General features: G+C 71.8%; 12 protein-coding genes and 1 pseudogene. 12 read left to right on the forward strand and 1 reads right to left on the reverse strand.

The window, feature by feature from the left end:
• The 4 genes and pseudogenes from BHU15_RS24280 to BHU15_RS38555 all read left to right on the forward strand — a co-directional run.
• Nucleotides 1–642, forward strand: a 642-nt coding sequence (locus BHU15_RS24280) for a type II secretion system F family protein (RefSeq protein ID WP_255293200.1), incomplete at its 5' end; no start/stop codon positions are given.
• Between the two features lie 211 nt (nt 643–853).
• A complete protein-coding gene (locus tag BHU15_RS42325) occupies nt 854–991 on the forward strand; it encodes a DUF4244 domain-containing protein (RefSeq protein WP_364638157.1) in 138 nt (45 codons plus the stop codon).
• A gap of 64 nt (nt 992–1,055) precedes the next feature.
• Nucleotides 1,056–1,373 (forward strand): TadE family type IV pilus minor pilin, encoded by a 318-nt coding sequence (locus tag BHU15_RS24290; protein ID WP_381973983.1) that lies wholly within the window; start codon nt 1,056–1,058, stop codon nt 1,371–1,373.
• A gap of 35 nt (nt 1,374–1,408) precedes the next feature.
• Nucleotides 1,409–1,630, forward strand: a pseudogene (locus BHU15_RS38555) (Rv3654c family TadE-like protein); the annotation flags it as partial.
• A 176-nt stretch (nt 1,631–1,806) separates the two neighbouring features.
• Here BHU15_RS38555 and BHU15_RS24295 read toward each other — a convergent pair.
• The gene (locus tag BHU15_RS24295) at nt 1,807–4,350 is read right to left on the reverse strand and encodes a DEAD/DEAH box helicase (RefSeq protein WP_255293201.1); all 2,544 of its coding nucleotides are present in this window, start codon (nt 4,348–4,350) and stop codon (nt 1,807–1,809) included.
• Nucleotides 4,351–4,430: 80 nt separating this feature from the next.
• Between BHU15_RS24295 and BHU15_RS24300 the strand changes: the two genes are divergently transcribed.
• From BHU15_RS24300 to tmk, 8 genes are all read left to right on the forward strand, one after another.
• On the forward strand, nt 4,431–4,784 hold the full coding sequence (locus BHU15_RS24300) for an STAS domain-containing protein (protein WP_003967428.1): 354 nt from the start codon (nt 4,431–4,433) through the stop codon (nt 4,782–4,784).
• Between the two features lie 103 nt (nt 4,785–4,887).
• On the forward strand, nt 4,888–5,352 hold the full coding sequence (locus BHU15_RS24305) for an ATP-binding protein (RefSeq protein ID WP_069629148.1): 465 nt from the start codon (nt 4,888–4,890) through the stop codon (nt 5,350–5,352).
• A 306-nt stretch (nt 5,353–5,658) separates the two neighbouring features.
• The gene (locus BHU15_RS24310; RefSeq protein ID WP_069629149.1) at nt 5,659–8,079 is read left to right on the forward strand and encodes a sodium-translocating pyrophosphatase; all 2,421 of its coding nucleotides are present in this window, start codon (nt 5,659–5,661) and stop codon (nt 8,077–8,079) included.
• Between the two features lie 239 nt (nt 8,080–8,318).
• Entirely contained in the window at nt 8,319–8,903 is a 585-nt protein-coding gene (locus BHU15_RS24315) for a hypothetical protein (RefSeq protein WP_023539663.1), read from the forward strand.
• 129 nt (nt 8,904–9,032) lie between these two features.
• Nucleotides 9,033–10,589: a DUF7059 domain-containing protein gene (locus BHU15_RS24320; protein ID WP_069629150.1), complete on the forward strand. Its 1,557-nt coding sequence runs from the start codon at nt 9,033–9,035 to the stop codon at nt 10,587–10,589.
• Nucleotides 10,590–10,744: 155 nt separating this feature from the next.
• Nucleotides 10,745–10,942: a hypothetical protein gene (locus BHU15_RS24325; protein WP_023539661.1), complete on the forward strand. Its 198-nt coding sequence runs from the start codon at nt 10,745–10,747 to the stop codon at nt 10,940–10,942.
• Nucleotides 10,943–11,348: 406 nt separating this feature from the next.
• Nucleotides 11,349–14,222, forward strand: coding sequence for a type I DNA topoisomerase (gene topA, locus BHU15_RS24330; RefSeq protein WP_069629151.1), 2,874 nt, complete (start codon nt 11,349–11,351; stop codon nt 14,220–14,222).
• 185 nt (nt 14,223–14,407) lie between these two features.
• The coding region (tmk, locus tag BHU15_RS24335) for a dTMP kinase (RefSeq protein WP_079128348.1) at nt 14,408–17,218 on the forward strand (2,811 nt) is incomplete at its 3' end.

Consider the following 17,218-nt stretch of genomic DNA (forward strand, 5'->3'; position numbering starts at 1 on the left):
GTTCGAGGGCGTGCCCGGCCGGAGTGCGGTGTGTGGCTCCGGCGCTGGGGTCCACCGCTCGGGGCCGGGTGCCTCGGCTGGGTCCTGGTCGGCGGGACGGCCGGGCTGGTGGTGGGGCTCGCCGTGGTGTTCGGCGTCGAGCGGTGGCTGCGTACGCGCAAGCCGGACCCCGGCGCGGGCACGGACGAGGCCATGGGTGAGGCGGCGCGGCAACTGCCGCTCGCCGCCGATCTGCTGGCCGCCTGCGTGTCGGCCGGGGCGGGTCCCCGAGAGGCCGCGCAGGCGGTGGGGGAGTCGCTGGGCGGGCCGGTGGGCGACCGATTGGTGAGTACGGCTGCGGCGCTGCGGCTCGGGGGCGAACCCGTCGGCACGTGGGGGCGGTTCGGCGAGATACCGGGCGCCGCGGAACTGGCCCGCTGTCTGGAGCGGGCCGGGTCCACGGGAGCGCCGGCGGCGGAGCCGGTCTCCCGGCTGGCCGACGGCCTCAGGGCGGAACGCGCCCGCCGGGCCGCGGCCCACGCGGGCCGCGCCCAGGTGCTGATCACCGGGCCGGTGGGGCTGTGCTTCCTGCCCGCCTTTCTGGCGGTGGGGGTGGCCCCGGTGGTGATCGGCCTGGCGACCGGGCTGCTGCGCGGCAACTGAGCCGCCGCGATCCAACGGCTTCACCTGTGGTGCTTCAACTGTGCTGATTCAACGGGAGGTTGACATGAGGATGCGGATGGGACCGTCGGGACGGCGGGCATGGCGTGTGGTGGAGGCGGCGAGCGAGGTGAGCCGGCGGCACCGGAGTCGGGTCCGGGTCGGCAGCGGGTCCAGGTTCCGGTTCCGGAGCGGTCTGCGGGCGGACTCCGGAATGGTCAGTGCCGAGTACGCGGTGGGCACTCTCGCCGCGTGCGGCTTGGCCGCGCTGCTCTACAAGGTGGTCACCAGCGGGTCCGTCGCGGGCGCCCTGGAATCGGTCATCGGGAACGCGCTCGATGCGAAGGTCTGAGTCCGGGACGGCCGGAACCTCCAAAGACGACGGCGATCGGGGGTCGGTGACGGCGGAGGCCGCCATGGTGGTGCCGGCGCTGGTGGTGTTCGTGGCCGCCCTGCTGTGGGCCTTGATGGCGGCCTCCGCGCAGATCCAGTGCGTGGACGCCGCCAGGGCGGGGGCTCGGGCCGCGGCCCGGTCCGAGCCCCGGGCGGCGGCCCTGGAGGCCGCCCGCTCGGCCGCACCGGAGGGCGCCGCGATCACGATGGGGCGGGCCGACGACCTGTGGCACGTACGGGTGGAGGCCCCCACGCCGGGGCCGCGGGGCATTGCCCTGACGCTCACCGCCGAAGCGGTCGCGCCGGCCGAGGACGCCGCGGCCGGCGGGGTGGGGCCATGAACCGGGACCGAGGGTCGGCGACGGTGTGGGCGGCCATGGCGACGACCGCACTGTGCGCCGTGTTCGCGGTGATCCTCGCCATGGGCCAGGCGGTCGTGGCCAGACACCGCGCGGCTTCGGCGGCGGACCTGGCGGCGCTGGCGGCGGCCGGGTACGCGCTGCGGGGAGCGGAGGCCGCCTGCGCGCGGGCGGCCGAGGTGGCGGGGGCGCAGGGCGCGGAGGTGGTGCGGTGCGCGATGACCGGTGAGATCGCCGACGTGACCGCGCGGGCGGGCTTCGGCCCGTACACCCCGACGGTCAGATCCCGCGCGGGTCCACCGGACGCACTGCCCGGCGCCGCGCCGGTCCACGAGCCGACGAGGACCGGCGGGACTTCGAAGACACGGGCCGGCCCGCGTCCGGCACATCCCGCCTGGCTGGCGGGCGGACGGCCCTATGTGTCCGACATGGCCTGGCCCGTGATCCCGGCTCCGGTCCCGGCCGTTCGTGGGCCCGGCAGGTCCGCCGGGTCGGCCGGGTTCGCGGGGCCCGGCGGTGCCGACTTCAGGAGTTCGCCCAGGAGTCGTACGGCCGCGCGCTTGTGCAGGGGCTCGTTGCCGTTGCCGCACTTCGGGGACTGGACGCAGGACGGGCAGCCCGCCTCGCACTCGCACGAGGCGATCGCCTCGCGGGTCGCGGTGAGCCATTCGCGGGCCGTGTGGAAGGCGCGTTCGGCGAAGCCCGCGCCGCCGGGGTGGCCGTCGTACACGAAGACCGTCGGCAGCAGCGTGTCCGGGTGCAGCGGTACGGACACGCCGCCGATGTCCCGGCGGTCGCAGGTCGCGAACAGCGGGAGCATCCCGATGGACGCGTGCTCGGCGGCGTGCAGGGCGCCGCCCAGCTGCTCCGGATTGACCCGGGCCGCGTCGAGTTGATCCTCGGTGACGGTCCACCAGACGGCGCGGGTGCGCAGAGTACGGGGCGGCAGATCGAGCTTGGTCTCGCCCAGGACCTCGCCGGTCATGAGCCGGCGGCGGAGGAAGGAGACGACCTGGTTGGTGACCTCGACGGAGCCGTAGCAGAGACGGCCGCCGCCCCACGGGATCTCGGTGTCGGTCTCCAGGACGGAGATGGCGGTCGTGTCGCGCGCGGTCGTGGAGTACGGCGGACTGGCCTCCTCGACGAGCGCGACCGAGTCCTCCAGGTCCAGCCGCCGCACCAGATAGCTGCGGCCCTGGTGCAGATGAACGGCGCCGTCGTGCACGGCGGTGTGGGAGGCCGCCTCGTCGACGGTGCCCAGCAGCCTGCCGGTGCCCTCCTCGACGATCTGGACGGGTCGGCCGCCCTCGCCCCGGATGTCGGCGAGATCGGCGGCCCGCTCGCGGCGGGTCCAGTACCAGCCGGTGGTACGGCGACGCAGCAGGCCCGCCTCGACGAGCTGCGGCAGCAACGCGGGCACGGCGGGGCCGAAGAGTTCCAGATCGGCCTCGGTGAGCGGCAGTTCGGCGGCGGCGGCGCACAGATGGGGGGCGAGGACGTACGGGTTGTCCGGGTCGAGCACGGTCGACTCGACGGGCTGCTGGAACAGCGCCTCGGGGTGGTGCACGAGGAAGGTGTCCAGCGGATCGTCCCTGGCGACCAGGATGGCCAGCGCGCCCTGTCCGGCGCGTCCGGCTCGGCCCGCCTGCTGCCACAGGGAGGCGCGGGTGCCCGGATAGCCGGCGATGACGACCGCGTCCAGACCGGAGACGTCGATGCCCAGCTCCAGGGCGGTGGTGGCGGCGAGGCCGAGAAGCTCGCCGGAGTGCAGGGCGCGCTCCAGGGCTCGGCGCTCCTCGGGCAGATAGCCGCCCCGGTAGGCGGCGACGCGTCTCGCGAGGGAGCGGTCGACCTCGGCGAGACGTTCCTGGGCGATGACCGAGACCAGTTCGGCGCCGCGCCGGGAGCGTACGAAAGCGACCGAGCGGACGCCCTGGACGGTGAGGTCGGTGAGGATGTCGGCCGTCTCCGCCGTGGCGGTGCGGCGGACCGGTGCGCCCTTCTCGCCGTGGAGTTCGGTCAGCGGCGGCTCCCAGAGGGCGAACACCACCTCGCCGCGCGGTGACGCGTCGTCGGCCACCTCGTGGACGGGCAGACCGGTGAGCCGCCCGGCGGCCTGCGCGGGCTCCGCCGCGGTGGCCGAGGCGAGGAGGAAGACGGGCTCGGAGCCGTACCGGGCGCAGACGCGGCGCAGCCGGCGCAGGACCTGGGCGACGTGGGAGCCGAAGACGCCGCGGTAGGTGTGGCACTCGTCGATGACGACGTACCGCAGTGAGCGCAGGAAGGAGGACCAGCGGGGGTGGGCGGGGAGTATCCCGCGGTGCAGCATGTCGGGGTTGGTGAGTACGTAGTTGGCGTACTGACGCACCCATTCGCGTTCCTCGACGGGAGTGTCGCCGTCGTACACGGCGGGTCGCACGCTGTTGCCGAGCGGTGCGGCGAGCGCCTTCACCGCACGGCGCTGGTCGGCGGCGAGCGCTTTCGTCGGGGAGAGGTACAGGGCGGTCGCGCCCCGGCCGTTGGGCGCCTCCGAGCCGTCCAGGAGCGTGGTGAGCACCGGCGCCAGGTAGGCGAGGGACTTGCCGGACGCGGTGCCGGTGGCGATCACGACGGATTCGCCGTCCAGGGCGTGCTCGGCAGCGGCGGCCTGGTGGGCCCACGGGTGGTCGACCCCGGCCAGTTGAATGGCGTTGATCACTTCTGGCCGGATGCGATCGGGCCAGACCGCATGCCTGCCCGCACGCGGGGGCAAGTGCTCCATATGAGTGATGCGCGCAGCCCGGCCCGCCCCTGCGGTGAGCCGGTCCAGGACCGTACCGGGGGAGGGGCGGGAGTCCCCGCTCTCGGGCGGCCTGCCAGGACCGTGATTCGTGGCCATCGGCACCGAGTGTGTCACTGGCGTGGCGGACAATGGTCCTAAGGCGTCGTGCATGGCTGCCGGTAAGTGATTGAATGCCATCGCGGCTGGCGATACGCCCCCTGGCTCCGTCGGGAGAGACCCGAGGGGCGACCGCTCGATTGCAAGGTGCTGGAGGATCCGTGGACCTGTCCCTGTCGACTCGCAATGTGTCCGGCCCTGGTGGCGACCGTACGGTCGTCGAGGTCGGTGGCGAGATTGATGTGTATACCGCGCCCAAGCTGCGCGAGCAGTTGGTCGAGTTGGTGAACGACGGCAGTTACCACCTGGTCGTCGACATGGAGGGCGTGGACTTCCTCGACTCGACCGGTCTCGGCGTGCTCGTGGGTGGACTCAAGCGTGTGCGTGCCCACGAGGGCTCGCTGCGTCTGGTCTGCAACCAGGAGCGCATTCTCAAGATCTTCCGGATCACTGGCCTGACCAAGGTGTTCCCCATTCACACCACGGTCGACGAGGCCGTCGCCGCCACCGACTGAGTCCGGCCGGAGGCTTTCGGAAGGAAGGGCAGGGGGCACCGGGCGACATGCCCGGGGCACCCGAGCCCCAGATTCGCACGCTCGTACGTCTGAGGGGGATCGCATGGCCACCGTTGAACTCCGCTTCAGCGCCCAGCCCGAACACGTCAGGACGGCCCGTCTGGTGGCGGCTGCCGTGGCGCGCCGGGCCGGTGTCGACGAAGCAGTGTTGGACGAGGTCAGGCTCGCCGTCGGTGAGGCGTGCAGCCGCGCGGTCGGGCTGCACCGCAGCCACGGCATCACCGAGCCCGTACGGGTTGTGCTGACCGAGGAGGAGAAGGTCTTCTCCATCGAGGTCGGCGACGGGGTGCCCGCCCCGGGCACCACGGCCGCTGCGGAGAACACACCGGTCTCCCGCAGGGCCGTCCTCGCGGGCGATCTCCACGAGGCGGACACCGGCGACGGCGAGGACGAGATGGGCCTCGCGGTCATCAGCGGCCTCGTCGACGACGTACAGGTGACCTCGGACGACCACGGTGGCGTCATCCGGATGAGCTGGCCGACCGCCTCGGCGGTCGCGCTCCCCTGAATGCGCGGGTGCGTACGGTCCGCGGCGAGCGGCCTGCCCGTCCGGGGAGGTCCCTTGCCGGGGCTGTCGTGAGAGTGTGATCCAATTTCTTTGAAGGCCCTGCTGAGCAGGGCCTTTTCTGTATCTCCGGAGAAATCGATCACCGGTCAATGCGCTCATCCCATTACGTATTTCCGAGTGCTTTTAGGGGGTCGATCATTTGCGGCCCCGTAAGTCAAGGTCAATTACACGCGGCGCACTCTGTTTTGATCAGCTTCCGCTCCCTACAATCCGTCCATCTTGAGCGCTGAGCGTCAAGGAGGACGAATGGCGGGGCACATCGATCAACAACTGTCCGAGCAACTGTCCGAGCACCCCACTTCTCTCGCCGCCGCGATACTCACGGACGGCAACAGAGTGATCGTGATCGTCGTCGCGGTCATCGCGCTGGCGGCGCTGCTCGTCGCCCAGCGGCTGGTCCGCCAGGTGCTGGCGGCCGACGAGGGCACCGATTCCATGAAGGAGATCGCGGCGGCTGTACAGGAAGGCGCAAATGCCTATCTGGCACGGCAGTTGCGCACCCTCGGCGTTTTCGCCGTCGTCGTGTTCTTCCTGCTGTTGTTGCTTCCGGCCGACGGCTGGTCGGAACGCGCGGGACGTTCGTTGTTCTTCCTGGTGGGTGCGCTTTTCTCGGCGGCCACCGGATACTTCGGCATGCGTCTCGCCGTACGCAGCAATGTGCGCGTCGCCGCAGCCGCGCGAGAGGCGACGCCGGCGGAGGGCGAACCGGAAAAGGATCTGACGGCCGTCGCGCACAAGGCGATGAAGATCGCTTTCCGCACCGGTGGCGTGGTCGGAATGTTCACGGTGGGTCTCGGCCTGCTGGGCGCCTCCTGTGTGGTCCTCGTGTACGCCGAGGACGCCCCCAAGGTGCTGGAGGGCTTCGGCCTCGGTGCCGCCCTGATCGCCATGTTCATGAGGGTCGGCGGCGGCATCTTCACCAAGGCCGCCGACGTCGGCGCCGACCTCGTCGGCAAGGTCGAGCAGGGCATCCCCGAGGACGACCCGCGCAACGCGGCGACGATCGCCGACAACGTGGGTGACAACGTCGGCGACTGCGCGGGGATGGCGGCCGACCTCTTCGAGTCGTACGCCGTGACGCTCGTCGCCGCGCTCATCCTCGGCACGGCCGCCTTCGGCAACTTCGGGCTCGGCTTCCCGCTGATCGTCCCCGCGATCGGTGTCCTCACCGCGATGATCGGCATCTTCGCCGTCGCGCCACGGGCCTCCGACCGCAGCGGGATGACCGCGATCAACCGCGGGTTCTTCATCTCCGCGGTGATCTCGCTGGTCCTGGTGGCCGTGGCGGCGTTCGCGTATCTGCCGTCCACGTACGCGGAGTTGGACGGCGTGAGCGCCGGGGAGATCACCTCGCACCCCGGTGACCCGAGGGTGTTCGCGCTGGTCGCGGTGGCCATCGGCATCGTGCTCGCGGCGCTCATCCAGCAGCTCACGGGCTACTTCACGGAGACCAACCGGCGCCCGGTGCGCGACATCGGCAAATCGGCGCTCACCGGCCCCGCCACGGTCGTCCTGGCCGGTGTGGCCATAGGTCTGGAGTCCGCCGTCTACACCGCGCTGCTGATCGGTCTCGGTGTGTACGGGGCGTTCCTGCTCGGTGGTACGTCGATCATGCTCGCGCTCTTCGCGGTGGCGCTGGCCGGCACCGGCCTGCTCACCACCGTCGGTGTCATCGTCGCCATGGACACCTTCGGCCCCGTCTCCGACAACGCCCAGGGCATCGCCGAGATGTCCGGGGACGTCGAGGGCGCGGGCGCGCAGGTGCTCACCGACCTCGACGCCGTGGGCAACACCACCAAAGCCATCACCAAGGGCATCGCCATCGCGACCGCCGTACTGGCGGCGGCGGCGCTCTTCGGCTCGTACCGCGACGCCATCGCCACTGCCGTGGCGGACGTGGGGGCGAAGGCCGGCGAGATGGGCCTGAGCCTGGACATCTCCCAGCCCAACAACCTCGTCGGACTGATTCTCGGCGCCGCGGTCGTGTTCCTCTTCTCGGGGCTCGCGATCAACGCCGTTTCGCGGTCGGCCGGTTCGGTGGTCTACGAGGTGCGGCGGCAGTTCCGCGAGCACCCCGGGATCATGGACTACACCGAGAAGCCGGAGTACGGGCGCGTCGTCGACATCTGTACGAAGGACGCGTTGCGCGAGCTGGCCACGCCCGGTCTGCTCGCCGTACTGACCCCGATCGCGGTCGGGTTCTCGCTCGGTGTCGGCGCCCTCGGCTCGTTCCTGGCCGGCGCGATCGGCACGGGCACGCTGATGGCGGTCTTCCTCGCCAATTCCGGCGGGGCGTGGGACAACGCCAAGAAGCTCGTCGAGGACGGTCACCACGGCGGCAAGGGCAGCGACGCCCACGCCGCGACCGTGATCGGTGACACCGTCGGCGACCCGTTCAAGGACACGGCGGGACCGGCGATCAACCCTCTGTTGAAGGTCATGAACCTGGTGGCGCTGCTCATCGCTCCGGCGGTGGTGCAGTTCAGCTACGGGGACGACGCCAACGCCGGGGTGCGGGCGGTGGTGGCGGTGCTGGCGATCGGCGTGATAGTCGGTGCGGTGTACGTCTCCAAGAGGCGCTCGGTGACCGTCGACGACGGGGGCGGGCCAGGGGACGGGCCCGGGGACGGGACGACCAAGTCGCCCGATCCGGCGGTGGCCTCGTAGCCACGGCGTGGCAACTGGTGGGCGGGCGGCGCGTCTTGACGCGTCGCCCGCCCGTCTGTCTGCCCGCCCGTGTGCCTTTCCTCTGCCCGTCTGCCGCGTCGCGGAGGGCGTCGGCGTGAGCGTTCTCTCCCTCGGTGCAAATAGCAGCAAAGGCGTATCGATCGGACACTCGGCGTGCGGTAGTGGCCCACTTGGCGTGTATGTTCCGGGGCCGAGAGCCTTGGAAGGGACCCAATCCGGTGAACAAGAAGCTCGCCGCCGCACTGGCCGGCGGTTCGGTACTGCTCATGGCGCTGTCGGGGTGCGGAGACGACACCGACAGCAAGGTCAACGACTGGGCCAAGAAGGTCTGTGACCAGGTCCAGCCGCAGCTGACGAAGATCGCGGGCGCCAACGCCTCGATCCAGCAGGCGACCTCGGACAGCAGCAAGCCCGCCGACGTACAGAAGACCGACGCGGCTGCCTTCCAGTCCATCTCGGACGCCTACAAGGCGCTGGGCGCGGCCGTGGACGGGGCGGGTGCCCCGCCCGGCGACGACGGCGAGAAGACCCAGAAGGAGGCCGTCAGCGAGCTCAACGCCACCTCCAAGGCGTACGCGGGTCTCAAGGCCGACGTCGACGATCTCGACACCAAGGACCAGGCGAAGTTCGCGGACGGTCTCAAGGGTGTCGCGGACGAACTCGACAAGCTCAGCAAGAGCGGTGACGAGGCCCTCCAGAAGCTCCAGTCCGGCGATGTCGGCGCGGCGATGGCGAAGCAGTCCGGCTGCCAGCGGCCGGACACCTCCGCGCCCGCCGAGAGCGGAGCGGACGCCGCCTCGTAGCCCGATCCGCCCGTAGTACGTAAGCCTCGCCTCGCGGTACCGCTCTCGGACGTGAGACCCGCGGCCCGGCACCCCGCCAGGGGTGCCGGGCCGCGGGCGTTTGTCAGTGGGAGCCGCCACAATGGAAAAGTGAGTACGACCAGCCTTCCCGCGCCCGACCACTCGCCCCGACTCCGCGAGGCCCTGCTCGCCGCCGACTTCACCGTCGACGGCCTGCTGGACCTGCTCGGCGCCCCCGCCTACGCGGCGCTGGCCCGCAGTGAGACCGTGCCCGCCCTGCGGGCCACCCGCGGCGACACCCCGCTCGAAACGCTCGTCAGACTCTTCCTGCTCCAGCGCCCGGTCCCCGCCGAGCGGGCCCGTGCGGCGCTCCCCCTGGCGCAGTGCCTGGACGACGGCTGGGTGGTGGAGAGCGGCGCCGCGGTCGCCTCCACGGAAGGCGGTACGGCCGGCGGCGAGGTCGGCGCGCTCGTCATGGCCACCGTGGACGTACGGCCGTACGGCGGCCCGGACGGGGAGGACTGGTTCATCGTCTCCGACCTCGGCTGCGCGGTCGGCGGCGCCTCCGGCTCGATCGGCCACGGCGAGGGGGTGGTGCTCGGCGTGGGCGGGGCCTCCACGACGCTCGCCGGACTCACGGTCCGTACGCCGGTCGTCAGCGCCCTCGATGTCGGCACCGGCTCCGGCATCCAGGCGCTCCACGCGGCGCAGCACGCCACCAGGGTCAGCGCCACCGACCTCAATCCCCGCGCGCTGTTGTGCGCCCGGCTCACTCTCGCGCTGTCCGGCGCGCCCGCCGCCGATCTGTACGAGGGCTCGCTGTTCGAGCCGGTCGGGGACGAGACGTACGACTTGATCGTGTCGAACCCGCCGTTCGTGATCTCTCCCGGCGCCCGGCTCACCTACCGCGACGGCGGCATGGGCGGCGACGACCTGTGCCGGACGCTCGTCCAGGAGACGGGCGACCGTCTGGCCGACGGGGGGTACGCGCACTTCCTCGCCAACTGGCAGCACGTGGAGGGCGAGGAGTGGCAGGACCGGCTGCGGTCCTGGGTGCCGCGCGGCTGCGACGCCTGGATCGTGCAGCGCGAGGTCCAGGACGTGACGCAGTACGCGGAGCTGTGGCTGCGCGACAGCGGCGACCACCGGGCGGACCCGGAGGCGTACGCGGCGCGGTACGACGCGTGGCTGGACGAGTTCGACGCGCGCAGGACCAAGGCCGTCGGCTTCGGCTGGATCACCCTCAGGAAGTCGGGGTCCGAGCGCCCTTCGGTCGTCGTGGAGGAGTGGCCGCACCCCGTGGAGCAGCCGCTCGGCGAGACCGTACGGGCCCACTTCGAGCGCCAGGACTATCTGCGCGCGCACGACGACGCCGCACTGCTCACCGCGCATTTCGCTCTCGCCCCCGAGGTCGTGCAGGAGCAGGTCGGACTGCCCGGCGCGGAGGACCCCGAGCATGTGGTGCTCCGTCAGAACCGCGGCATGCGAAGGGCGACGAAGGTGGACACCATCGCCGCGGGCTTCGCGGGGGTGTGCGACGGCTCGCTGAGCGCCGGACGGATCCTGGACGCGATCGCCCAGCTCGTCGGGGAGGACCCGGTGCGCCTGCGCGACCGGACGCCGCAGGCGATCCGGCTGCTGGTCGAGGAGGGCTTCCTGCTGCCGGTGGAGGCGCCAGGCGCCTGACGGGCGGGGTCCGGCGCCCCCGTACCCGACCTCGGCGGGCGCCGCGCGGGTGAACCGCCCGCGCCGTTCACGCGGAATTCGCGCCAATGACGCACCGAGGTGCCAGCCTCTGCCTCCGGAGCCGGTCGGCTCCGCGAATCGAACGGGGTACGGGCATGGACAGCGGGCCGGCGATCTTCGCGGGAGCGGCGTTCGCGCTGTTCGGAGCCGCGCTGCTGGTATGGACCGGCGCGCGCGTCCTGCACCGCGCCCCGGTGGCGCACGGTGTCAGCCCTGCGACATCCATCACGCTGGCGACCCTCGCGGGTGTGTCCTTCGTGGCCCTCGGCCTCTGGTGCTTCGGCCGGATCTGACCCCCGTCCCTCCGGCGCGGCCGGCGCACCCCGCGCCCCGGCGCGCCCGAGGAGTCCCACGGCGCCCGATCCCGCCGGGTTCCCGCCCGGGGTATGCCCTCCACCGCCCCTCGGGACCTGCGGCGAAGCCCTTCCCGGGGCCCGCCGCCGATCCGCTCCGCGCGCTCCCCACGGCCCGTCCGGCGCGGCGGGCACCGGGGTCCGGGCGGCGGAAACGTCCGGACTCGGGTTACCGTTCGAGTGGCCGTTGCGGTCTTTCGCCGTTTGACACGGGGGCGGGTTGTACCGTCACACTCCGCAGCGAAGCAGCGTCATAGCGGGGCATGTCCTGCCCCGTGGTGGCGTACTGCCGTACCGCGGTAAGGCTGTACGGGCCACCGAGTGCCGACCGGAGAGAAGAGCGAAGTTGTCCCCGACCAGCGAGACCGGACACGCCGGCCGCCGACTCGTCATCGTCGAGTCGCCTGCCAAGGCGAAGACAATCAAGGGCTACCTCGGCCCGGGATATGTCGTCGAGGCGAGCGTCGGGCACATCCGCGACCTCCCGAACGGCGCCGCCGAGGTGCCCGAGAAGTACACCGGCGAGGTGCGGCGCCTCGGTGTGGACGTCGAACACGACTTCCAGCCGATCTACGTCGTCAACGCCGACAAGAAGGCGCAGGTCAGAAAGCTCAAGGAGCTGCTGGCCGACTCCGACGAACTCTTCCTCGCCACCGATGAGGACCGCGAGGGCGAAGCCATCGCGTGGCATCTCCAGGAAGTCCTCAAGCCCAAGGTCCCGGTCCACCGGATGGTCTTCCACGAGATCACCAAGGAAGCGATCAGGGCCGCCGTCGCCAATCCCCGCCAGCTCAACAAGCTGATGGTGGACGCGCAGGAGACGCGCCGGATCCTCGACCGGCTGTACGGCTACGAGGTCTCACCCGTCCTGTGGAAGAAGGTCATGCGCGGCCTGTCCGCCGGCCGCGTCCAGTCCGTCGCCACCCGGCTCGTCGTCGAGCGGGAACGCGAGCGCATCGCCTTCCGCTCCGCCGAGTACTGGGACCTGACGGGCACCTTCGGCACCGGACGTACCGGCGACGCCTCCGACCCCTCCGTACTGAACGCCCGGCTGTCGGCCGTCGACGGCCGCCGTATCGCGCAGGGCCGCGACTTCGGCTCCGACGGACAGCTCAAGTCGGACCAGGTGCTGCATCTGGACGAGGCCAACGCGCAGGCGCTGGCCGCCGCCCTCCGGGACACGTCGTTCGCCGTCCGCTCGGTCGAGTCGAAGCCGTACCGCCGCTCCCCGTACGCCCCCTTCCGTACGACGACGCTCCAGCAGGAGGCCTCGCGCAAGCTGGGCTTCGGGGCCAAGTCGACGATGCAGGTCGCGCAGAAGCTGTACGAGAACGGCTTCATCACCTATATGCGTACGGACTCCACAACCCTGTCCGCCACCGCCGTCTCGGCGGCGCGGGCGCAGGTCACGCAGCTGTACGGGGCGAGCTACCTGCCCGACAAGCCGCGTACGTACGCCGGCAAGGTCAAGAACGCGCAGGAGGCGCACGAGGCGATCCGCCCCTCCGGGGACCGCTTCCGTACGCCCGCCGAGACCGGGCTGACCGGCGACCAGTTCCGCCTCTACGAGCTGATCTGGAAGCGGACCGTCGCCTCCCAGATGAAGGACGCGGTCGGCAACAGCGTCACGGTCAAGATCGCGGGCACGTCGAGCGACGGCCGGGACGCCGAGTTCTCCGCGTCCGGCAAGACGATCACCTTCCACGGCTTCATGAAGGCCTATGTAGAAGGCGCCGACGACCCGAACGCCGAGCTGGACGACCGCGAGCGCCGACTGCCGCAGGTCGCCGAGGGCGACGCGCTGTCGGTGGAAGAGATCACCGTCGACGGCCACGCCACCAAGCCGCCCGCCCGCTACACCGAGGCGTCGCTGGTCAAGGAGCTGGAAGAGCGCGAGATCGGCCGTCCGTCGACGTACGCGTCGATCATCGGCACGATCCTCGACCGCGGCTACGTCTTCAAGAAGGGCACGGCGCTCGTCCCGTCGTTCCTCTCCTTCGCCGTGGTCAACCTGCTGGAGACACACTTCGGCCGGCTCGTCGACTACGACTTCACCGCGCGGATGGAGGACGACCTCGACCGCATCGCGCGGGGCGAGGCGCAGTCCGTGCCGTGGCTCAAGCGGTTCTACTTCGGTACGGAGGACGACTCGGACGGCGCGGTTGCCGTCGCGACCGCCGCGGCTGCCGCGGGCAACGGCGACGGGGACCACCTGGGCGGCCTCAAGGAGCTCGTCACGGACCTCGGCGCGATCGACGCCCGCGAGATCTCGTCCTTCCCGATCGGCGACGGCATCATGCTGCGCGTCGGCCGCTACGGGCCCTACGTCGAGCGCGGCGAGAAGGACGCGGAGGGCCACCAGCGGGCCGACGTGCCCGAGGACCTGGCGCCCGACGAGCTGACGGTCGAGTACGCGGAGGAGCTGCTGGCCAAGCCGAGCGGCGACTTCGAACTCGGCGTCGACCCGGACAGCGGGCACCAGATCGTGGCCAGGGACGGCCGTTACGGCCCGTACGTGACCGAGGTCCTGCCCGACGGCACCCCGAAGACCGGGAAGAACGCCGTCAAGCCGCGGACCGCCTCGCTGTTCAAGTCGATGTCGCTGGACACGGTGACCCTGGCGGACGCGCTGAAGCTGATGTCGCTGCCGCGCGTGGTCGGTACGGACGCCGAGGGCGTCGAGGTCACCGCGCAGAACGGCCGCTACGGTCCGTATCTCAAGAAGGGCACCGACTCGCGGTCGCTGACCAGTGAGGACCAGCTCTTCGACATCACGCTGGACGAGGCGCTGGCGATCTACGCCCAGCCCAAGCAGCGGGGCCGGGCGGCGGCGAAGCCTCCTTTGAAGGAGCTCGGCACGGACCCGGTGAGCGGGAGCCCGGTCGTCGTGAAGGACGGCCGCTTCGGGGCGTACGTCACGGACGGCGAGACGAACGCGACGCTGCGGACGGACGACAGCGTCGAGGAGATCACGCCGGAGCGCGGCTACGAGCTGCTCGCGGAGAAGCGCGCCAAGGGCCCCGCCAAGAAGAAGACGGCGAAGAAGGCACCGGCGAAGAAGGCGACCGCCAAGAAGGCTCCTGCCAAGAAGACGACGACCGCGAAGAAGACCGCGGCGAAGAAGACGACGACGGCGGCCAAGAAGACCACCACGAAGTCGACGGCCGCGAAGAAGTCGACGGCGTCGTCGTCCCGCACGAGCTCGAAAACGGACGAGTAGGGCGAGAGCGGGGCGCACCAACCTCGTACGGACCTCGTTCGGCCTCTGTACGGAGGCGGGCGCGCCGCGTTCTCGACACACGACCGCCGCACGGAGTCAACACCGGGAACACCCGGAGACCCGTGCGGCGGTCGTTTGTTCGGGCGGGCCTCCGAGGACTCGCGGGCTCCGGATAGGCTGGGCGGATGACGCGAGCCGAGCAGCCAACGGTCGTGAGCCCCACCTCCGACTCCGACGCACTTGCCGCAGACTCACGAGAGCGTGCCGTACGAGCCTTGTTGCGCTTCCCCCCGCTTCGGCGGTTGTGGGGCGCACAGCTCGTGGGCGGCATCGGCGATGCACTCGCCCTTCTCGTGCTTCTGCTGCTGTCGTTGCAGGCGGCGGTCGCCGAGGGCTCGTTCGGGGCGGGATACCGGGGAGTGGCGTTCGCCGTCGCCGCGGTGTTCGCCGCCCGGATCCTTGCCACAGTGCTCTTCGGAGCCGTACTCCTCGGACCGCTCTCCTCCCTCGTCGCACCCGGGACGGGTGGAGACACGGCCGGTACCAAGCAGGGCGCCAAGGGCGGCCCGCTGGACCGTCGCTGGACGATGATCGGGGCCGACGGCGTACGCCTCGCGCTGCTCATCGTCGCGCCGCTCTGGCTCGACTGGAGTCCCGACAACGCACTGCCCATCCTTCTCAGTACGGTCTTCGTCGTCGGCGTGGCCGAGCGTTTCTGGACGGTGGCCAAGGAGAGCGCGGCGCCCGCCCTGCTGCCGGCCCCGCCGCCGGAAGGCGCCGCCGTACGCCCGGTGCCCGACCACCTCGACGCGCTGCGGCGGCTCTCGCTGCGCACCAGCTTCGTCGCGATCCCCGCCGCTGCCGCCGTCCTGCTCGTCGTCACGCTGATCAGCAATCTGCTCGGTACGGGCGTGGAGTGGTTCTCGCTGCACCAGGCGGCCCTCGGGTCGTACGTCGCGGCCGGTCTGTTCGCCGCGTCCGTGTCGACCCTCTTCATGCTGGAGCTGCCCGGCGGCCCCACCCCGCGCCCGCGCTCGCCGCTCGAAGGGCTGCGCCGCCCGACGACCGGAACCGGTCCTGACAAGGGCCGTACCGGCGCGGTGCCGCTGCTCGTCTTCGCCTGCGCGGCCGTCGCGGCGGCCATCGCGTCCGCCGCCGCCGTCTCCGTACTGCACGCCAAGGACCTGGGGGGCGGGCCCGTCGCCTTCGCCCTCCTGGTCCTCGCCCTGACGGGCGGCGTGGGAGCCGGAATCCGCAGCGCAGGAAAGGTGCTGCCGGGGCTGTCCCGCCGTCGGCTGTTCGCGCTGGCGATCGCCTTCACCGGTGTCGCGCTGCTGGTCACAGGACTCGTACCGGACACGGCGACCGTGCTGTTCGTCGCGCTGCTCGCCGGTGTGTCCGCGGGCGTCGCGGCCGGCACCGGCCACGGGCTGATCGACCAGGAGACCGAGGAGTACCGGCGCGACCGGCACACCGACCACCTCCAGGCCGTCGTACGGGTCTACGTGGCGCTCGGCGCCGTCGTGGCGCCCGTACTGGCCGCCGCGATCGGCCCCCACCGGCTGGCCTCCGGCGACTTCGTCTTCGCGCACGGCGGCGCCGCCTTCACACTGATGCTGGTCGGCGCGCTGCTGCTGCCCGTGGCCGCCGTCGTACTCGCGAAGACCGACGACCGGTCCGGGGTACCGCTGCGGCGCGATCTGCGTGACGCGGTGCGCGGCGGCGCCGACCCGGCGCAGGCCCAGGCGGCGAACGGCTTCTTCCTCGCCATAGAGGGCGGCGACGGGGCCGGTAAGTCGACCCAGGTCGAGGCGCTGGCCGAGTGGATCCGCGCCAAGGGTCACGAGGTCGTCGTGACCCGTGAGCCGGGCGCGACGCCCGTCGGCAAGCGGCTGCGCTCGATCCTGCTCGACGTGTCGAGCGCCGGACTGTCCAACCGCGCGGAGGCGCTGCTGTACGCCGCCGACCGCGCGGAGCACGTCGACTCGGTCGTACGCCCCGCCCTGGAGCGCGGCGCGATCGTCATCTCGGACCGCTACATCGACTCCTCCGTCGCCTACCAGGGCGCCGGCCGGGATCTGGCGCCGACAGAGATCGCCCGTATCTCGCGCTGGGCGACGGACGGTCTCGTACCGAACCTGACGGTGCTGCTCGACGTGTCGCCCGAGGCGGCGCGCGAGCGCTTCACCGAGGCGCCGGACCGGCTGGAGTCCGAGCCCGCCGAATTCCATCAGCGGGTACGGGACGGCTTCCTCACGCTCGCCGCCGCCGACCCGGCCCGCTATCTGGTGGTGGACGGGGCGCAGGAGCCCGAGGCGGTCACCACCGTCGTACGGCACCGGCTCGACCAGATGCTGCCGCTGTCCGCCGCCGAGGTGCAGGCCCAGGAGGACGCGCGGAAGGCCGCCGCCGAGGAGGCGCGGCGCCGGGCCGAGGAAGAGGCCGCGCGCAAGGCGGAGGAGGAGCGCCAGGAGCGCGAGCGGCAGGCACAGCTCGCCAAGCTCCGGGCCGAGGAGGAGGAGCGCAAGCGCCGCGAGCTGGAGGAGGCGCGGCAGCGCGAGACCGAACGGCAGGCGATGGAGGCGAGGGAGCGGGCCGAGGAGGCGCGCAGGCTCGCCGAGGAGGAGCGCGTACGGCGCGAGGCCGAGGAGGCGACGCGGCAGGCGGAGCAGGAGCGGCTGCGGCGGCTGGCCGAGGAGCAGAGCCGGCTGCGGGCCGAGGCCGAGGAGCGGCGGCGCGAGAAGCAGCGCAAGGCGGAGGAGGCGCTGCTACGGGCCGAGGAGGCGCGGCGGCTGGCGGAGGCCGAGGCCGCGGAGGCGTCGCGGGCTTCGGGGGCTTCGCGTGACGAACGTGGCGAGTCGGACAACGAGTTGACGGTTCCGACGCCGGTCGTTCAGCCGCCTTCGGCCGGTGAGTCCGGGGGGAAGCGGGTGGTCGCCCCGGACGACGCGACGCAGGAGGTGCCGACGCAGCCGGGCACGGACACCGGCTCGGGC

Origin of the sequence: Streptomyces niveus (assembly GCF_001723055.1) — a bacterium.
GTDB classification, from domain to species: domain Bacteria; phylum Actinomycetota; class Actinomycetes; order Streptomycetales; family Streptomycetaceae; genus Streptomyces; species Streptomyces niveus.